This window comes from Niveibacterium microcysteis, assembly GCF_017161445.1.
In the GTDB taxonomy this organism is placed as follows: Bacteria; Pseudomonadota; Gammaproteobacteria; order Burkholderiales; family Rhodocyclaceae; genus Niveibacterium; species Niveibacterium microcysteis.
Genome location: NZ_CP071060.1, coordinates 2,084,214 through 2,102,651 on the forward strand (window position 1 = coordinate 2,084,214; position 18,438 = coordinate 2,102,651).

The 18,438-nt window shown below is 64.8% G+C and carries 18 protein-coding genes; 14 read left to right on the plus strand and 4 right to left on the minus strand.

Annotated features, from left to right (window positions below):
* Positions 1-81 precede the first annotated feature (81 nt).
* The 6 genes from creD (at position 82) to JY500_RS09490 (ending at position 7,982) form a co-directional block, all read left to right on the plus strand.
* Entirely contained in the window at positions 82-1,488 is a 1,407-nt protein-coding gene (gene creD / locus JY500_RS09465; protein ID WP_206256172.1) for a cell envelope integrity protein CreD, read from the plus strand.
* Between the two features lie 196 nt (positions 1,489-1,684).
* Entirely contained in the window at positions 1,685-2,887 is a 1,203-nt protein-coding gene (locus JY500_RS09470; protein ID WP_206256173.1) for an acetyl-CoA C-acetyltransferase, read from the plus strand.
* A 2-nt stretch (positions 2,888-2,889) separates the two neighbouring features.
* Positions 2,890-5,040 (plus strand): 3-hydroxyacyl-CoA dehydrogenase NAD-binding domain-containing protein, encoded by a 2,151-nt coding sequence (locus JY500_RS09475; RefSeq protein ID WP_206256174.1) that lies wholly within the window; start codon positions 2,890-2,892, stop codon positions 5,038-5,040.
* A complete protein-coding gene (locus JY500_RS09480) occupies positions 5,021-5,653 on the plus strand; it encodes a TetR/AcrR family transcriptional regulator (RefSeq protein WP_206256175.1) in 633 nt (210 codons plus the stop codon). The genes JY500_RS09475 and JY500_RS09480 overlap by 20 nt, the downstream gene beginning before the upstream one ends.
* Complete coding sequence (locus JY500_RS09485; RefSeq protein WP_206256176.1) at positions 5,650-6,834, plus strand: CaiB/BaiF CoA transferase family protein; 1,185 nt, start codon at positions 5,650-5,652, stop codon at positions 6,832-6,834. The genes JY500_RS09480 and JY500_RS09485 overlap by 4 nt, the downstream gene beginning before the upstream one ends.
* A complete protein-coding gene (locus tag JY500_RS09490; protein ID WP_206256177.1) occupies positions 6,831-7,982 on the plus strand; it encodes an acyl-CoA dehydrogenase family protein in 1,152 nt (383 codons plus the stop codon). Before JY500_RS09485 ends, JY500_RS09490 begins: the two co-directional genes overlap by 4 nt.
* A gap of 28 nt (positions 7,983-8,010) precedes the next feature.
* On the opposite strand, the gene JY500_RS22310 is transcribed toward JY500_RS09490, so the two are convergent.
* Both JY500_RS22310 and JY500_RS09495 read right to left on the minus strand, forming a co-directional pair.
* Entirely contained in the window at positions 8,011-8,136 is a 126-nt protein-coding gene (locus tag JY500_RS22310; RefSeq protein ID WP_256378349.1) for a hypothetical protein, read from the minus strand.
* Positions 8,137-8,143: 7 nt separating this feature from the next.
* Positions 8,144-8,434 (minus strand): DUF2917 domain-containing protein, encoded by a 291-nt coding sequence (locus JY500_RS09495; protein ID WP_206256178.1) that lies wholly within the window; start codon positions 8,432-8,434, stop codon positions 8,144-8,146.
* A gap of 110 nt (positions 8,435-8,544) precedes the next feature.
* Between JY500_RS09495 and gcvA the strand changes: the two genes are divergently transcribed.
* The 6 genes from gcvA (at position 8,545) to ftsB (ending at position 14,224) form a co-directional block, all read left to right on the plus strand.
* Positions 8,545-9,426: a transcriptional regulator GcvA gene (gene gcvA, locus JY500_RS09500; RefSeq protein ID WP_281391255.1), complete on the plus strand. Its 882-nt coding sequence runs from the start codon at positions 8,545-8,547 to the stop codon at positions 9,424-9,426.
* 87 nt (positions 9,427-9,513) lie between these two features.
* The gene (gene pyrG, locus JY500_RS09505; protein WP_172202956.1) at positions 9,514-11,142 is read left to right on the plus strand and encodes a CTP synthase; all 1,629 of its coding nucleotides are present in this window, start codon (positions 9,514-9,516) and stop codon (positions 11,140-11,142) included.
* Between the two features lie 90 nt (positions 11,143-11,232).
* Entirely contained in the window at positions 11,233-12,072 is an 840-nt protein-coding gene (gene kdsA / locus JY500_RS09510) for a 3-deoxy-8-phosphooctulonate synthase (protein ID WP_172202955.1), read from the plus strand.
* Positions 12,069-12,362 (plus strand): Dabb family protein, encoded by a 294-nt coding sequence (locus JY500_RS09515; RefSeq protein ID WP_172202954.1) that lies wholly within the window; start codon positions 12,069-12,071, stop codon positions 12,360-12,362. Before kdsA ends, JY500_RS09515 begins: the two co-directional genes overlap by 4 nt.
* A gap of 178 nt (positions 12,363-12,540) precedes the next feature.
* On the plus strand, positions 12,541-13,830 hold the full coding sequence (gene eno, locus JY500_RS09520; protein WP_172202953.1) for a phosphopyruvate hydratase: 1,290 nt from the start codon (positions 12,541-12,543) through the stop codon (positions 13,828-13,830).
* A gap of 118 nt (positions 13,831-13,948) precedes the next feature.
* Positions 13,949-14,224 carry a cell division protein FtsB gene (gene ftsB, locus JY500_RS09525; protein WP_172202952.1) on the plus strand — a complete coding sequence of 92 codons (276 nt, stop codon included), beginning with the start codon at positions 13,949-13,951 and terminating at the stop codon, positions 14,222-14,224.
* Positions 14,225-14,254: 30 nt separating this feature from the next.
* Here ftsB and JY500_RS09530 read toward each other — a convergent pair whose 3' ends face one another.
* Together JY500_RS09530 and JY500_RS22315 are read right to left on the minus strand one after the other, a co-directional pair.
* Positions 14,255-14,812 carry a cob(I)yrinic acid a,c-diamide adenosyltransferase gene (locus tag JY500_RS09530; RefSeq protein ID WP_172202951.1) on the minus strand — a complete coding sequence of 186 codons (558 nt, stop codon included), beginning with the start codon at positions 14,810-14,812 and terminating at the stop codon, positions 14,255-14,257.
* A gap of 112 nt (positions 14,813-14,924) precedes the next feature.
* Positions 14,925-15,353: a glycine radical domain-containing protein gene (locus JY500_RS22315; protein WP_281391256.1), complete on the minus strand. Its 429-nt coding sequence runs from the start codon at positions 15,351-15,353 to the stop codon at positions 14,925-14,927.
* 484 nt (positions 15,354-15,837) lie between these two features.
* Between JY500_RS22315 and JY500_RS09540 the strand changes: the two genes are divergently transcribed.
* Positions 15,838-17,349: an FAD-linked oxidase C-terminal domain-containing protein gene (locus JY500_RS09540; RefSeq protein WP_206256181.1), complete on the plus strand. Its 1,512-nt coding sequence runs from the start codon at positions 15,838-15,840 to the stop codon at positions 17,347-17,349.
* The gene (gene glcE, locus JY500_RS09545) at positions 17,349-18,431 is read left to right on the plus strand and encodes a glycolate oxidase subunit GlcE (RefSeq protein WP_206256182.1); all 1,083 of its coding nucleotides are present in this window, start codon (positions 17,349-17,351) and stop codon (positions 18,429-18,431) included. Before JY500_RS09540 ends, glcE begins: the two co-directional genes overlap by 1 nt.
* Positions 18,432-18,438: the final 7 nt, after the last annotated feature.

The window sequence follows — 18,438 nt, forward strand, 5'->3', positions numbered from 1 at the left end:
ACACACCGGACACTTTCCCCTCAGAAGGGCTCCACGCTCACCGCTGACACTGGCGACCTCGTGTACTGAACGGAGTCGATCATGAAGGCGTTTGTCTCAAAGTTTCTGATGCTTGCGGCGCTTGCCGCCGTGCTGGGTATCGCGATTGCCATGGTGCGAGGCGTGATGGAAGACCGTGGCCGTTATCGCGAAGAAACGCTGCGCACGGTCAGCCACAGCCTAGCCGGCCCCCAGGCTCTGGCCGGCGGGCTGTTGATCGTGCCGTACACCGAGCACTGGGTGGTGGTGAATCAGCGTGGCACGTCGAAAGAGACGCGCGAGCCGATGAGTCAGGCCGGTGTGCTGTACGTGTTGCCAGAGACGCTCGATGTGACGGGCCAATTGGTGCCCGATGTTCGCAAGCGCGGTGTCTTCCGCGTCAACGGCTACGCATTTTCTGGCGCGCTCCAGGGGGCGCTTCGGATGCCGTCGGCGGCATCGGTCAAGCGCAGCGTCGAGGGCAGCGAGATCCAGTTTGGCAGGCCCTCTCTCGTGCTCTCGGTGGCCAGTGCGCGGGGCTTGCGCGCCGTCCGCATGAACGCGGGTGGGCATGCGCTGAACGTAACGCCAGGTACCGGTGTGAGCGGTTTGCCTGCGGGGGTGTCCGCCTTGCTCGGGAGCGTGCCGGAACCAGGCAGCATGATTGACTTTGAAATCGTCGCGGAGGTGGCCGGCGCGCAGCGCCTGGATGTCATCCCGCTTGGCATGGAAAGCCGCCTCGTGTTGCATTCAGACTGGCCGCATCCCTCATTCATCGGTGATTTCCTTCCGGCCGAACGGGCTGTACGCAGCAGTGGGTTTGATGCGGTATGGCGTACCAGCGCCGTGGCCAGCAATGCGCGCGCACAATGGCTGGCTCGCGCTGGGGCCGAACCGGCGGGGCAGAATGCCAGTGACACTGTCGCGCAGGATGATGCGCCGGCGGTTGCACGGTCGGTTGCTGGCGTCGAGAGCTTTGCCGTTGCCCTGGTGGCCCCGGTCGATGCGTACGTGATGAGCGACCGCGCCACCAAATACGCGATGCTGATCGTCGGTTGCACGCTCGCGCTCTTTGCCGTCTACGAACTGATCAAGGGCCTGCGGGTTCACCCGGTGCAGTACCTGCTGGTTGGCTTCGCGATGGTGCTGTTCTTCATGCTGCTACTGGCGCTGTCCGAACACATCGGTTTCGACGCCGCGTACGGCGCCGCCTCGGTCGTGTGCGTCGGGCTGATCAGCTACTACGTGAGTGCCGCGCTCGGAAGCATGTGGCGAGCGAGCGGTTTCGCCGTGCTGTTGAGTGGGCTGTACGGCGCTCTGTACGGAATCCTGTGTTCGGAGCAGAACGCCTTGCTGCTTGGCACGCTGCTGCTGTTCGGTGTTTTGGCTGGAGTGATGGTGCTCAGCCGGCGCGTTGACTGGAACGCGCTGCTGCAGCCAGCGTCCGGCGCAGCGATTGCGGACGCCTGAGCGGCGCTTGCGCGATCACTGCGACGAATGGAGGCATCGTTGGCTGCCAACAACGCACGCGCATCCGTTACCCACTTGGGCGGCACGGCACTTCATGACTCCGCGTCCGGGCCGCCCAGCACAAACATAATTTGCCAAGCAAACGCTCGCTCAACTAATTTGCCTGCCGGGGAAGACGCTGGGGGAATCCGGGAGCATGAGCGAAGCATTCATTTTTGAGGCGATACGCACGCCGCGTGGCAAGGGCAAGGCCGACGGCAGCCTGCATGAGGTCAAACCAATCGCGCTGACGGTTGGGTTGATGCAGGAGTTGGTGCGTCGGCACGGGTTCGAGACCGCACGGGTGGACGATGTGGTGATGGGCTGTGTGACGCCGGTGCTGGATCAGGGCGCATGCCTGCCCAAGATCGCCGCGCTGGCCGCGGGCTGGGACTGGAACGCGGCCGGTGTGCAGATCAACCGGTTCTGCGCTTCCGGGCTGGAGGCGGTGAATCTCGCGGCGCAGAAGGTGCGCTCCGGCTGGGAGGATCTCGTCGTGGCCGGTGGCGTCGAATCGATGTCGCGCGTGCCGATGATGTCCGACGGCGGGGCCTGGGCGCTGGACGCCGAGACGAGTCTTGCGACCCACTTCGTGCCGCAGGGCGTGGGCGCTGACCTGATCGCCACGCTGGACGGCTACGACCGCGATACGGTCGATGCCTTCGCGCTGGCTTCGCAGCAGCGTGCTGCCGTTGCGCGCGCGGCAGGCCATTTCACTCGTTCGGTGGTGCCGGTGACGGACCGACTCGGACAGGTGATCCTCGCCGAGGACGAGTTCATCAAGCCGGCGACGACCCCCGAGGCGCTGGCCAAACTCAAGCCCTCGTTCGAGGCCATGGGCGGCTTGGGCTTCGATGAATTGGTCAAGCGCCGCTATCCGCAGGTGGAACGGGTGCGGCATGTGCATACCCCCGGCAATTCGTCCGGCATCGTCGATGGCGCCGCACTTGTGCTGATCGGCAACGAAGCGGCGGCGGCGAACGGGCTGACGCCGCGCGCCCGTATCGTTGCCACCGCGTTGGCGGGCGACGATCCGATGATCATGCTCACCGCGCCAGCGTTGGCGGCCCACAAGGCGCTGGACCGCGCCGGCCTGAGTGTTGAGGACATCGACCTCTTCGAGGTGAACGAGGCCTTTGCTGCAGTGGTGCTGCGATTCATGCGCGCGATGGGGGTGCCGCACGAGAAGGTGAACGTGAATGGCGGCGCGATTGCGTTGGGCCACCCGCTCGGCGCCACCGGCGCGATGTTGGTCGGCACGCTGCTCGACGAGCTGGAGCGCCGCAACCTGCGCCGTGGCCTGGTCACGCTGTGCGTGGGCGGCGGCATGGGTATCGCCACGATCATCGAACGGGTGTGAACATGACGAATCTGCAGAGTTTCCGGCTCGAGCGGGGCGAAGACGGCATTGTCGTGGTCACCATGGATATGCCGGGGCAGGGCGCGAACACGATGAACGCCCACTTCCAGGCGGATTTCGTCGAACTTGTCGCACAGCTCGAAGCCGGGCGCGAGACGACCACCGGCATCATCCTGACCTCGGCCAAGAAGACCTTCTTCGCCGGCGGCGACCTTGAAGAGCTGATCGGCTACCGGCGCGACGACGCGCCGCGGGTGTTCGCAGCGGTCGAAGCGTTGAAGCATGCGATGCGCCGGCTCGAACGTATTGGCCGGCCGGTGGTGGCGGCGATCAACGGTGCCGCGCTGGGCGGTGGCTGGGAGCTGGCGCTCTGCGCGCATCAGCGCATCTGCACGGACGACGCGCGGATCGAGCTGGGCCTGCCCGAAGTCACGCTGGGTCTATTGCCCGGTGCCGGCGGCGTGGTGCGCATGGTGCGGCTGCTCGGGCTTTACCGCGCTGCGCCCTACCTGCTGGAGGGCAAGCGCTTTCGCCCGGCCGAGGCGTTTTCGGCCGGGCTGGTGCAGCGCGTGGTGCCGCCGGGCGAGGACTTGGTCGCGGCTGCGCGTGCGCTCATCGCTGAGTCGCCCGTTGCGCAACAGCCTTGGGACACGGAGGGCTACCGGATCCCCGGCGGCGGGGCGGAGAACCCGAAGACCGCTCAGATGATTTCGGTGGCGCCTGCCGCGCTGCGTGCGAAGACCCGCGGCTGCTACCCGGCGCCCGAAGCCGCACTCGCGGCAGCGGTGGATTCGACGCGGGTAGACATCGACACCGCGCTGCGCATCGAAACCCGCTACTTCGTCGAGCTGGCGACCGGCCAGATCGCCAAGAACACGATCGGCGCCCTGTGGTTCGGGCTGAATGAGATCAAGCGCGGCGCGCACCGACCGCTGGGCGTGCCCGCCTGGCAGGCGAAGAGAGTGGGCGTGCTCGGCGCGGGCATGATGGGCGCCGGCATCGCGTGGGCGGCGGCAAGTCGCGGCATCGACACGGTGCTGCGCGATGTCACGATCGAGCGCGCCGAGAAGGGCAAGGACTACTCGCGCAAGTTGCTCGACAAGCGCCTCGCCCGCGGCGCCACGACGCCGGAGAAGCGCGACGCGACGCTGGCACGCATCACCCCGGCAGCCGATATCGCCGCGCTGGACGGCTGCGACCTGATCATCGAGGCGGTGTTCGAGCAACGCGCCCTGAAGAACACCGTAACCCGCGAAGCCGAGCCGATGCTCGCGCCCGGTGGCGTGTTTGCATCGAACACCTCAACCCTGCCGATCACCGGGCTGGCCGAAGCCTCGGCCGACCCGGCGCGTTTCATCGGCCTGCATTTCTTCTCGCCAGTCGACAAGATGCAGCTGGTCGAAATCATCAAGGGCGCGCGCACCTCGCCCGAGACGCTCGCGAAGGCCTGTGACTTCGTGCAGCAGATCGGCAAGACGCCGATCGTGGTGAACGACTCGCGCGGCTTCTTCACCAGCCGGGTGTTCGGCACCTTCACCAACGAGGGCGCGGCGCTGCTGGCGGATGGCGTGCCAGCGGCGGTGATCGAGAACCTTGCGCAGCAGGCGGGCATGCCGGTCGGGCCGTTGGCGGTGATGGACGAAGTGACGCTGTCGCTGATCCTCGCCGTCGCGGATCAGGCCGCACGCGATTGCGCCGAGGCGGGCCTGCCCTACACACCACCCTCGGCGCTGGATGTAGTGCGGCGCTTGGCCGAAGCAGGCCGCAGCGGCCGCAGCGCGGGGGCGGGCTTCTACGACTACCCCGCCGATCAGCCCAAGGCGCTGTGGCCGGGGCTGGGCGAAGCGTTCCCGGTGCGGCCGGAGGCGGTGCCGCTGGACGATGTGCGCGACCGCATCCTCTTCATCCAGGCGATCGAATCCGTGCGCTGCCTGGAGGTGGGCGTGCTCGAGTCGATCACCGAGGCCAATGTCGGCTCGATCTTCGGCATCGGCTTCCCGGCCTGGACTGGCGGGGTGATCCAGTTCATCAACGCGACCGGCGTGGCGGCCTTCTGCACGCGCGCCGAACAGCTGGCAGCGCGCTACGGCGAACGCTTTGCGCCGCCGGCACTGCTACGCGAAAAGGCTGCCCGTGGCGAAGCCTTCCGCTGAACCCGCTACGCCGCGCAAGCCGGGCCGCCCGAAGGCGCCACCGGGGCCGGACAACGGTCGCACCCGCATCGTGCGCTCGGCGGCGCGGCTGTTCCGCGAGAAGGGCTTCCGTGCGGCGACTGTGCGCGAGCTGGCCGAGGCCGCGGGCATGCAGTCCGGCAGCCTGTTCTACTTCTTCCGCAACAAGGAGGAGATCCTCGTCGCGGTGATGGAGGAGGGCATGGCCGATGTGCACGCCGCGGTGTCGGCGGCGCAGGCGAGCGGTGGCCCGGTCGCGGCCTTCCGGCAGATGGCGCAGCGGCATCTGGAGGGCATCCTCGACCGCGATGCCGACCACATGACGGTGATGCTCTACGAGACCCGCGCGCTGCCTTCGGCCGCCGAGCGCCATGTGCGGCAGCTTCGTCGCGATTACGAAGCGATGTGGGAAGCGCAGATCGATGCGTTGATCGCCGCTGGCTGCTGGTGCAGCGCCGAATCGCCGCGCCTTTCGCGCATGGCCCTGATGGGCGCGATGAACTGGGCGGTGCAATGGTTCCGCCCCGACCGCGGCGACACCATCGACGCGCTGGTCGATACGCTGGCGCAACTGTTCCTGAAGGAGTCCGAATGAACCCGAGTACCGGCCCGCTGGCCGGCGTGCGCGTCATCGAGATTGGCGGCATCGGCCCTGCGCCGTTCTGCGGCATGTTGCTGGCAGACATGGGGGCCGACGTGGCGCTGCTCGAACGCAGCGGTGGCACTTTGGCGCGCCAGCTCTTCGGCGGTGGGCGCGAGACCGTCGCTAACCGCGGCAAGCGCTCGCTGGGCATCGACCTGAAGGCCCCGGGCGCGGCCGAGGTGGTGCTCAGGCTGCTGGAACAGGCCGATGTGCTGATTGAAGGCTTTCGCCCCGGCGTGATGGAGCGGCTCGGGTTGGGCCCGGACGTCTGCGCGGCCCGCAATCCGAGGTTGATCTACGCACGGATGACCGGCTGGGGCCAGACCGGCCCGCTGGCACCGCGCGCCGGACACGACCTGAACTACGCCGCGCTCTCCGGCGCGCTGGACGCCGGCCGCTGGCACGGCGGCGCGCCCTGGGCGCCGCCTTCGCTGCTGGGCGACATGGGCGGTGGCGGCATGATGCTCGCGTTCGGCATCGCCTGCGCGCTGCTCGAAGCGCGCCACAGCGGCCGCGGGCAGGTGATCGACGCCGCGATGACCGAAGGTGCCGCGCTGCTCGCACATGGTCTCTACAACGTCCATGCCAAGCGCGAGCGCTATCCGGGCATCGAGCACATCCTCGATTCCACTGCGCCGTTCTACGACGTCTATGCCTGCGCGGACGGCAAGTGGCTGTCGGTCGCGCCGCTTGAGCCGCAGTTCTACGCGCTGATGCTGCAGGCGCTGGGCCTGGGGGACGACCCCGACTTTCCGGTGCTGGAGCAATACACCGCAGCGCACTGGCCGGGGATGCGTGAGCGCCTTGCGGCGATCTTCGCCGGCCAGACGAGAGATCATTGGACTGCGATGTTTGCAGATTCCGACGCCTGCATCGCGCCGGTGCTCGACATGGACGAGGCGCCTGAGCACCCGCACTTGCAGGCGCGGGAGGCCTTCATCGAAGTGGCCGGCATCCGCCAGCCGGCGCCCGCGCCGCGCCTCTCGGCCACGCCCGCCTCGGTGCGAAGCGAGCCGCCGTTGGCCGGCGAACACACTGTGGAACTGCTGCGCGCGTTCGGGTTCTCCGACGCCGATCTCGACGCGCTACTCGCCGCCCGCGTCATCGAACAACTCCCGGAGAACGCCGCATGATCCCGCTGCAAACCACGCGCTTGCCCTGGATGACCGAGGACATCGCGATGTTCCGCGACGCCGCGCGCCGCTTCATTGAGGGCGAGCTTGCGCCGCACTGCGAGCGCTGGCGTAAGCAGGGTTTTGTCGACCGCGAGGTCTGGCGCAAGGTCGGCGAGATGGGGATGCTGCTGCCCGAGCTGGCTGAGGAATGGGGCGGCGCCGGGGGCAACCTCGCCCATCAGCTGGTGATGGTCGAAGAGCTGGGCCGCACCGAAGTGCCAGTCAGCACTTCGGTGCACACCATCGCGGCGCACTACATCCTCGACTACGGCACCGACGAGCAGAAGCGGCGCTGGCTACCGAAGATGGCGCGCGGCGAGCTGCTGGCCGGTATCGCGATGACCGAGCCGGATGCGGGCAGCGACCTGCAGGGCATTCGCACCCGGGCGGTGCGCGAAGGTGACGGCTACGTGATCAACGGCGCCAAGACCTTCATCACCAACGGCGCTACCGCGCATTTGCTGGTGGTTGTCGTGCGCACCAGCGCCGAGAAGGGCGGCAAGGGGCTGTCGCTGATCGTCCTCGAAACTGAGGGGCTGGCGGGTTTCCGCGTCGGCCGCATCCTCGACAAGATCGGCCAGAAGGGTTCGGATACCGCCGAGCTGTTCTTCGACGATGTCCGCGTGCCGGCGGCCAACCTTCTGGGTGGCGCCGAGGGGCAGGCCTTTGCGCAGCTGATGAGCCAGCTGCCCTACGAACGGATGCTGCTCGCGGTGCTGGCGATTGCGGTGATCGAGCGTGCGCTGGAACTGACGCTCGACTACACCAAGGCGCGCAAGGCCTTCGGCCAGACGGTGTTCGATTTCCAGAACACCCGCCACAAGCTCGCCGAATGCGCCACCACTGCGCATGTGATGCGCGTCTTCGTGAACGATTGCATCCAGCGCCTGCTCGACGGCCGGCTCGATGCCACCGCGGCTTACATGGCCAAGAGCTGGTGTTCCGAGCAGCAATGCAAGGTGCTGGATGAGTGCCTGCAGTTCTTCGGCGGCTACGGTTACATGAGCGAGTACCCGATTGCACGGCTCTGGGCGGACGCGCGGGTGCAGAAGATCTACGGCGGCACCAACGAGATCATGAAGGAGCTGATCGCGCGGGCGCTGTAACCGCCCGGCGTTGGACCGGGCGGTTGCTTCAGTCTGCGCGCGGGCGCGGCTGGTCAGCGCGGGGGAGGCGGTATTTCGTCGTACGGATGACCGCATCGGCCGCGGCCGCGACCACCACGACAAAAACCGGCGCGAGGAAAAGTTCGAAGGCCATGATGTCCTCAGCTTTCTGCCCATTGCAGGCTGGGCGGTTGGGGGAGAAGGTTTGCGACGGCAGGAGCCGGGCGTTGCATCGAGACACGGCTCGCGCCCATCGCTTCGATCACCAGCTTTCCGCGACCGGTAACAGGGAAGCTCATGCCGGCGTCGAGAATGTGGTCACCGGGCTGGTCGGGCGTTGTCAGCCACAGGCGGCCGGCCTCGCAGTGCAGCGCGAGTCCTGCGGCGTCGGTGAGTGAGAGCACGCTTCCTGATTCAAGCGACAACTGTGTCTGTGTTAGATTGACTTTCATGACTGGGGGCTCCTGAAACGTCGATTCGGTAGTTCGAAGTCTGCTGTTTCAGGAAAAACCGTGCTCCGATACTTTCTAACTCAGCCATGAGATCAGCTAACAGATCGGCCTTGCCTCCGTTGCCGCCGCTTGGCGCTTTGCGTGCTTTTGAGGCGGCCGCTCGCCTTGGTAGCCTGACAGCCGCGGCTGAAGAGCTGTCGGTGACGCACGGTGCCGTCAGTCAGCAGGTGAAGACGCTGGAAGAGTGGATTGGCGTCGCGCTGTTCGAGCGCAAGGGCCGCGGCGTCGCGCTGACGGCGGCGGGCGCCGCCCTCGCCGAGACCGCCCACGATGCGTTGCTGAGTATCGCAGAGCGCACCGCCGCGCTGCGGCGCCGGACAAACCCGCGTCGCCTCACCGTTACAACCATGCCGTCCTTCGCTGCGCGGTGGCTGTCTCCACGCATCGGTCGCTTCCTTGAGCGAGAGCTCAATATCGAGCTGAACATTCGCTCGTCGGAAGCCTTGGTGGATCTCCTGGCCGAAGGCGTCGATGTGGCGATCCGCTTCGGCGGCGGGTGCTACCCGGGGCTCTTGAGCGAGTTCCTGATGGCTGACGAGTTGCTCGTCGCAGTGAGTCCGGGCTTTAGAGGTGGCGACTTGCCCCGCGCGCCGGCCGATCTGCGCGATGTTCAGCTATTGCATGGCCACGGGGAGGATTGGCCCGACTGGTTTGCGGCGGAGGGGCTGAGTTTGTCGGCACGCCCGAAGATGCTGTCCTACAACGACTCCAGCCTCGCGCTGCAAGCTGCCGTTGAGGGCGCCGGCGTGGTGCTGACGCGGCGCAGCCTCGCAATCACCGATTTTGCCGCCGGTCGTTTGGTTCAGCTGTTCGACCGCGTGCGCCCCTTGCCATCGAGCTATTGGATCGTCACGACGCCGGCCTCGTCCGAACTGCCCTTGGTGCAGCGGTTTCGGGGCTGGCTGCTCGAAGAGGTGCGGCGGCCGCTCTGAGGCTTTCGCGGCGGGGCTGCCGACGTCCGGTTTGGAGGGGCGGGCCGGATGCGCTATCATCTCTTTTTACCAGCATCCCGTTTCGCCATGACCAAGTACGTCTTCGTCACCGGCGGCGTGGTGTCCTCGCTAGGCAAGGGCATTGCAGCTGCTTCGCTGGGGGCCATCCTCGAATCCCGCGGCCTCCGGGTTACCCACCTCAAGCTCGATCCCTACATCAACGTCGATCCAGGCACGATGAGCCCGTTCCAACACGGGGAAGTTTTCGTGACCGAGGATGGCGCTGAGACCGATCTCGACCTCGGGCATTACGAGCGCTTCACCAGCGCGAAGATGTCCAAGCGCAACAACTTCACGACCGGCCAGATCTACGACGCCGTGATCAAGAAGGAACGCCGCGGCGAGTATCTGGGCAAGACCGTTCAGGTCATCCCGCACATCACTGACGAGATCAAGCGCTACGTCAAGCGCGGCGCTGAAGGCGCCGACGTGGCGATCATCGAAGTCGGCGGTACCGTGGGTGACATCGAGTCGCTCCCCTTTCTCGAAGCCATCCGCCAGATGGGCATCGAAGAAGGCCGCAACAACACCTGCTTCATGCATCTGACGCTGCTGCCGTACATTGCGACGGCCGGTGAGCTGAAGACCAAGCCGACCCAGCATTCCGTCAAGGAGTTGCGCGAGATCGGCATCCAGCCGGACGTGCTGTTGTGCCGTTCTGACCGTGAAATCCCGGTCGACGAGCGCCGCAAGATCGCACTGTTCTGCAACGTGATGCCGGAAGCGGTCATCGAAGTGCTGGACGCCGATTCGATCTACAAGATCCCGGCGATGCTGCACAACCAGATGCTCGACGAGATTGTCTGCCACAAGCTCGCCATCCTTGCGCGCGCTGCAGATCTGTCGCTGTGGGACAAGCTCGTGTTCGCACGTGACAACCCCGAGCATTCGGTCAACGTGGCCTTCGTCGGCAAGTACGTCGATCTGACCGAGTCCTACAAGTCGCTCACCGAAGCGCTGTCGCATGCCGGCATGCACACGCTGAGCAAGGTGAACATCCACTACATCGACTCCGAGCAGATCGAGAAGGATGGCACCGGCGTGCTGTCCGGCATGGATGCGATCCTCGTGCCGGGTGGCTTTGGCCGCCGTGGTACCGAGGGCAAGATCGCCGCGATCCGCTTTGCGCGCGAGAACAAGGTGCCCTATCTGGGGATCTGCCTCGGCATGCAGCTTGCCGTCGTTGAGTTCGCTCGCGACGTGGCCGGCATGGCGGGCGCCCACTCGACCGAGTTCGACAAGAACTCGCCGTATCCGGTGATCGGTCTGATCACCGAGTGGCAGGACCGCACCGGCAAGGTTGAAAAGCGCGACGAAAATTCCGACCTCGGCGGCACGATGCGACTGGGCGGTCAGACCTGCCTGCTCGGCGAAGGCACGCTGGCCCGCGAGATCTACGGCAAGCCGGAAGTCGTCGAGCGTCACCGCCATCGCTACGAGGTCAACAACACCCTGTTGTCGAAGCTGGAAGAAGCGGGTCTCCGTGTATCCGGTCGCGCGCCTGGTACCGACCTGTGTGAGATGATCGAACTGCCGGATCACCCGTGGTTCGTGGGCGTGCAGTTCCATCCGGAATTCACTTCCAACCCGCGCCAGGGGCATCCGCTCTTCACCGCTTACGTACGCGCCGCCTTGGCGCAAGCGGCCAAGCGGTAAGCCGAAAATCACATGGCCGGCTTCAAGCCGGCCATTTTTTCGCCCACTGCCATGGCAGATGCATGCGCGGCGGGTAGCGAGGAAACAACGATGAATCTTTGCGGTTTTGAAGTCGGTCTCGACAAGCCCTTCTTCCTGATGGCCGGCCCGTGTGTGATCGAATCCCGCCAGATGGCGCTCGATACCGCGGCCGAGCTCAAGAGCATCACCGCCGATCTGGGCATTCCGTTCATCTACAAATCGTCTTTCGACAAGGCCAACCGTAGCTCGGGCAATAGCTTCCGCGGCCTGGGCATGATGAAGGGTCTCGAGATCCTCGCCGAGGTGCGTGAAACGGTGAAGGTGCCAGTCGTCACCGATGTGCATACCGAGCAGGAAGCCCCGATCGTCGCGCAATACGTCGATGTGCTGCAGACGCCAGCTTTCCTGTGCCGTCAGACCGACTTCATCCGCGCCGTTGCTGCGACGGGCAAGCCGGTAAACATCAAGAAGGGCCAGTTCCTTGCCCCCGGCGACATGAAGAACGTCGTCGCAAAGGCCAAGGAAGCAGCCGGTGGCGCGGACACGATTCTCGTCTGCGAGCGCGGTGCCTCGTTCGGTTACAACAACCTGGTTTCCGATATGCGCTCGCTCGCGATCATGCGCGAAACGAACTGCCCGGTTGTGTTTGACGCAACGCACTCGGTCCAATTGCCGGGCGGGCAAGGCGACAAGAGCGGCGGCCAGCGGGAACATGTGCCGGTGCTGGCGCGTGCTGCTGTTGCAACCGGAATTTCGGGCCTGTTCATGGAAACCCATCCGGATCCGGCCAAGGCGCTGTCCGATGGCCCGAACGCCTGGCCGCTGCAGAAGATGCGTGCGCTACTGGCGACGCTCAAGGAGATCGATCAGCTGGTGAAGCGTCACGGCTTCATCGAAACGACACTGTGATCACGCACGTCGTCCTGCTGAAGCTCAGGCCGGGGGTGGCGGTCGATTCCACCGCTGCCCGCGAAGCCCATGCGGCCATGAGCGCGCTGCCGACCAAGGTGCCGCAGATCCGCACATGGCAGTGTGGGTTCAATACCACGCCGGACGTGTGCGGTTGGGACTACGTGCTGGTCTCCGGCTTCGACAGTCGTGAAGCGCTGGAAGCCTATTTTGTGCATCCAGAGCATCTGAAGGTGGTCGCGCTGTGGGAGCCGATTTCGGACCTGGCTTTCGGCGATCTCGAAAGCTGAAGTCTGCGCACGGTCAAAGCGCCGACATACTCGGCAGCTTAAAATTAAAAAGTTTCATCGGTCATGCGCGTCCGGGACACTCCCCCGTCAGCGGGCGCCGCACCGCCGGTTTTCCGGCGGGTGAGAGGGATGCCGCCCCCATAGGCGGCACAGTCTTGATAGAGAAAAGGGAAAAACCATGAGTGCTATCGTTGATGTAGTCGCCCGCGAGATCCTTGATTCGCGCGGCAACCCCACGGTTGAAGCGGATGTGCTGCTCGAATCTGGCGTGATGGGCCGCGCAGCGGTGCCGTCGGGCGCCTCCACCGGTTCGCGCGAAGCGATCGAACTGCGCGACGGCGACGCCGCTCGCTACCTGGGCAAGGGTGTCCAGAAGGCTGTCGACAACATCAACACCGAGATCTGCGAAGCGCTCGTGGGCCTCGACGCCGAAGAGCAGGCTTTCATCGACAAGACGATGATCGACCTCGACGGCACCGAGAACAAATCGCGCCTGGGCGCCAACGCGCTGCTGGCCGTGTCGATGGCTGTCGCCCGTGCTGCTGCCGAAGAAGCCGGTCTGCCGCTGTATCGCTACTTCGGTGGTTCGGGCGGTATGAGCCTGCCGGTGCCGATGATGAACGTCATCAACGGCGGAGCCCACGCGAACAACAGCCTGGACTTCCAAGAATGCATGATCCTGCCGATCGGCGCGCCGACCTTCAAGGAAGCGCTGCGCTACGGTGCTGAGGTGTTCCACAACCTCAAGAAGATCCTGGACAAGAAGGGCTACCCGACCTCGGTGGGTGACGAAGGCGGCTTCGCCCCGAACGTCTCTGGTGCTGTTGAAGCGCTGGAACTGATCGTTGAAGCGATCGAGAAGGCCGGTTACGTGGTTGGCAAGGACATCGTCCTGGGTCTGGACTGCGCCGCTTCCGAGTACTTCAAGAACGGCAAGTACGAGATGGAAGGCGAGAAGCTGTCGCTGACCCCGGCTCAGAACGTTGATTTCCTTGCTGGCCTGGTCGACAAGTTCCCGATCATCTCGATCGAAGACGGCATGGCCGAAGGCGACTGGGAAGGCTGGAAGCTGCTGACCGACCGCTTGGGCAAGAAGGTTCAGCTGGTGGGCGACGATCTGTTCGTCACCAACACCAAGATCCTGAAGGAAGGTATCGACAAGGGCATCTGCAACTCGATCCTGATCAAGGTGAACCAGATCGGTACCCTGACCGAGACCTTTGCCGCCGTCGAAATGGCCAAGCGCGCCGGCTACACCGCCGTGATCTCGCACCGTTCGGGCGAAACCGAAGATTCGACCATCGCTGACATCGCTGTCGGCCTGAACGCTGGCCAGATCAAGACCGGTTCGCTGTCGCGTTCGGATCGTATCGCCAAGTACAACCAGATCCTCCGCATCGAAGAAGATCTGGGCGATGTCGCGTTCTACCCGGGTCTGTCGGCGTTCTACAACCTGCGTAATCGCTGATCGACTGCCGGCGCAAGCCGGTTGCCGAATCACTGGAAAGGGCCGCTCAGCGGCCCTTTCTCTTTGATATTCCGATAGAATTCGCGCGTTTTCAGCTTCTAATGACGATCGGTTCCACATGAAGTGGCCAGCCCTGATTCTTGTCGCACTGCTCGGTGTGTTGCAGTACCCGTTGTGGTTCGGCAAAGGGGGGTGGACCCGCGTCAGAGAGCTTGACCAGCAGGTGCAGGCGCAACGCGAGAGCAATGCCAAGCTTGAGGCGCGCAATGCGGGCCTTGAGGCCGAGGTACGGGATCTGAAAACCGGCTACGAAGCGATCGAGGAGCGTGCCCGCTACGACCTCGGGCTTGTGAAGCCGAACGAGACCTACGTCCAGTTGCCGCAACAGAAATGACAAGGGCCGCATCGCGGCCCTTCTGTTTTGTCAGGCTTCGCCTGGTTTTGCGCGCTTCCAAAGCACGTCGCTGCCACCTGCGCAACGGTTCAGATGGCGCCCCAGCACGAAGAGTAAATCCGAGAGCCGGTTCAGATACTGACGCACCGGCGGGTGAATGCTCTCCTGGTGGGCAAGTGTGACGATTGCGCGCTCGGCACGTCGTGCAACGGTACGAGCGAGATGCGCCAACGAGGCAGCGCGGGAGCCGCCGGGCAGGATGAACTCCTTGAGTGGCGGAAGCGATGCGTTGTAGTGGGCGAGGGCGTCGTCCAGCCGCAGCACATGTGCTTCAGTGACCATCGTATAGCCGGGGATGCAAACTTCTCCGCCAAGGTCGAACAGGTCGTGCTGGACGTGATCCAGCAAGGTTCTGACGTCGTCCGGCAGTGTCTCGGCCAGCAGCACGCCAAGCAGCGAGTTCAGTTCGTCTACTTCGCCAAGCGCGTGAATGCGCGGGCAATCCTTGGCGACGCGACTGCCGTCTCCAAGGCCAGTAGTGCCATCGTCACCCGTGCGGGTGGCAATGCGCGAAAGGCGATGTCCCATCAAAATCCCCCAGTCAATCGAGCGCGCGATTATAGGCGCTCGCCGGCCCTGGGGGATTCTGAGGAGGAGGCGGGCGTTCGGCGTTGGGCGCCTCGCCCGCGATCGTCCGCGCTCAGTGCGAGTGGAACGTACGGTTGATCACGTCGAGCTGCTGCTCGCGCGTGAGTTTGGTGAAGTTCACCGCATACCCGGACACGCGGATCGTCAGCTGCGGGTACTTTTCCGGATTCTCCATGGCGTCGATCAGCATGTCGCGGTTGAGCACGTTGATGTTGACGTGGAAGCCTTCGCAGCCGAAGTAGGCGTCCAGCATTCCGACGAGGTTTTGTACTTGTTCGGTCGAGGCCATGTCTGTCTCCAGAAAACGAGATTGATCAGTGCTGCCTTCATCCTTGTTAGCAGCAGGGCTATTGTGATGCGTGAAACGACGTTTCGCAATAAGAAATTGAATTCCATTGATTGAAATCAGAAATGAGGCCTCGCGCGGACTCAGCCAAGGCTGAACGCATGGTGAGTCGGGCCAAAGCGTAAGCGCCAGCACTCAGGCGGTGAGGGCTGCATCAACTGACTCGCTGGCCGTTAGGTCCCACGGATGCGGCGCATTTCGTGGCGGACGCGGCGGCGCAGGCCACTGGCTCGATAGGAGTCGGTCGGCGTCGGTTTAGCCCTGGCGATTCAGCGGCAGTGGCGCCGGCAATGGGCGGTCGAGTAGTAGGCTCGCCAAGGCGAAGTCACATCCAACACAGGTGACGACGTACTGGTTATGAGGGACCATATTCTCGGACGGTCGCGCGTAACGACCAGCGCGCGGGAACGATGTCCGTTCCCGACGTTGATCCAGTAGAGTCATCCAAGCAGCCAATGTGCTCTCAAACGGGGTGAGAGCTAGGGGTTTGGCCGCACATAAGCGACAAGTTGGCCGCAGGGATGAATGGGTTATCGGTGGTGACGGAGGCGTGGTCGCCCAGCGTACAGCTGGCGGTGACCCTCATGCGGTACTTGGGCAGCACTTTTGGGGACGGCACATGGGAACGAGTGTGAACGATGTTTCGCCGGGGGAGGCCGACGTCCACTTTTCGGGCATAGACCGAAACGCGGTGCTTCAGGCATTAGCCGCCGTGTTGCCGCCGACTTGTCTGCTGAGTGAACTGGAAGACTTGCGACCCTGGGAGTGCGACGGCCTGGCTGCGATGCGGCAATTGCCGATGCTGGTTGCCCTGCCGGAGACGGAGGCGCAGGTTGTTGAGATCCTCAAGATTTGCCAGCGTATGGGGGTGCCGGTGGTGGCGCGGGGGGCTGGCACGAGCCTGTCGGGTGGCGCAATGCCGCATGCGTTCGGCGTGCTGCTGGCGATGGCGAAGTTTCGCAAGATTGTTCGCGTTGACCCCGTTGCGCGGGTTGCCGTCGTCCAGCCCGGCGTGCGTAACAAGGCCATATCGGAGGCGGCAGCGCCATACGGGCTCTACTATGCGCCGGACCCAAGCTCGCAGATTGCATGCACGATTGGCGGCAACGTCGCAGAAAACGCGGGTGGCGTGCATTGCCTAAAGTACGGCCTGACCGTGCATAACGTGCTGCGAGTCAGGGGCGTGACGATGGCGGGCGACGTGGTCGAGTTTGGCAGCCACGCGCTCGACTCACCGGGCTATGACCTGCTTGCATTGCTGACGGGTTCCGAGGGGATGCTGGCCGTGACGACCGAAGTGTCGGTGCGCTTGTTGCCAACACCGCAGCTCGCACGATGCGTGTTGGCGGCGTTCTCGGACGTCGTGGTTGCGGGGGAGGCGGTCGCCGAGATCATCGCCGCGGGCATCATCCCCGCCGGCCTTGAGATGATGGACCAGGCGGCCACGGCGGCGGTGGAGGATTTTGTCCATGCTGGCTATCCGCTCGATGCGGCTGCGATCCTGCTTGTGGAGTGTGACGGCACTCCCGAGGAAGTGGCGGAGGAGGTGGCTCGGGTCAGCGAGGTGTTGCAGCGGGCCGGCGCTGGCGAGATCCGGATCTCGCGGGATGAGGCCGAGCGTCTGCGGTTCTGGGCGGGGCGCAAGGCCGCCTTTCCCGCGGCGGGCCGCATCTCGCCCGACTACTACTGCATGGACGGCACGATCCCGCGCAAGCGGCTTGGCGAAATGCTCAACGCGATTGCCGAGATGGAGCGCCGCTATGCGCTACGTTGCATCAACGTGTTCCATGCTGGCGACGGCAACCTGCATCCGCTGATTCTGTTTGACGCCGCTGCACCGGGCGAACAGGCGCGGGCTGAAGCGTTCGGCGCAGAGATCCTCGAACGATCGGTCGCCTTGGGCGGTTCGATCACGGGCGAGCATGGCGTGGGCGTCGAGAAGATCGACCAGATGTGTGTTCAGTTTGGCGAGAACGAGTTGCGGATGTTCCATCGCGTGAAGGCGGCCTTTGATCCGGCTGGTTTGTTGAACCCCGGCAAAGCGATCCCGACGCTGAACCGCTGCGCCGAGGGCGGCCGCCAGCATGTGCAAGGCGGCAACTTGCCGTACCCCGAATTGGAGCGCTTCTGATGGCCGACCCCTTGGACCCGGTTCTCGCGGACTGGCAGGCGCGTGTGCGCCGCGCGGCGGCCAGCGGGCATGCCTTGGTACTGCAGGGAGGCGGAAGCAAGCGCTTTCTCGGCCGCTCGCCGATGGGTGAGCTCCTCGATACGCGCGTGTGGAGTGGCATTCGGAGTTACGAACCAACGGAACTGGTGGTCACCGTGCGGTCCGGAACGCCACTCGCTGAGCTGGAAGCGGTCCTCGCGGAGCGGGGGCAGATGCTCGCGTTCGAACCGCCTCATTTTGGCCTGGCGACGGTCGGAGGGATGGTGGCCGCGGGCTTGTCCGGTCCGCGCCGCGCCAGCGCCGGTGCGGTGCGTGATCATCTGCTCGGCGTCACCTTGATGGACGGTCGTGGCGACATTCTGCGATTTGGTGGCCAGGTGATGAAGAACGTGGCCGGCTACGATGTATCGCGACTGATGGCTGGCGCCATGGGCACTTTGGGGCTGTTGCTGGACGTGTCGCTGAAGGTGATGCCTCTGCCAGCCGCTGAGCGTACCGTGCGGCTGTCGATGACCCAGGCGGACGCCTTGCGCAGCCTGAACCGGTGGGGCGGGCAACCCCTCCCGTTGTCCGCAAGCTGCTGGGTGGACGGTTTGCTGCATGTGCGCTTGTCGGGCGCTGCATCGGCCGTTGAGGCCGCCATCAAGAAGATCGGCGGTGAGGTTCTGGAGCCGGCCGCGCAGCAGGCGTTCTGGCGCGCACTGCGCGAACAGACGCATCCTTTCTTCGCGGGCAGCCGCCCGCTGTGGCGACTGTCTGTTCCGAGTTGCGAGGAAACGATTGGTGCCGCCGATTCGGGCCTGATCGAATGGGGTGGCGCCCTGCGGTGGTTGCGTACGCCAGTGGAGGAGGGGGCGGCACTGGTCGAACATGTGGCCCGCCAGCACGGCAGCGCGATGTGCTTTCGCGCTGGCGAAGGTGAGTCCTGCGATGTGCCTTTCGGCCGCTTGAGCCCCGCCTTGCTTGGATTGCATCGTCGGCTGAAGGCGGCCTTTGATCCGGCTGGCGTTTTCAACCGCGCACGCATGTACCCCGACTGGTGAGGCCGTC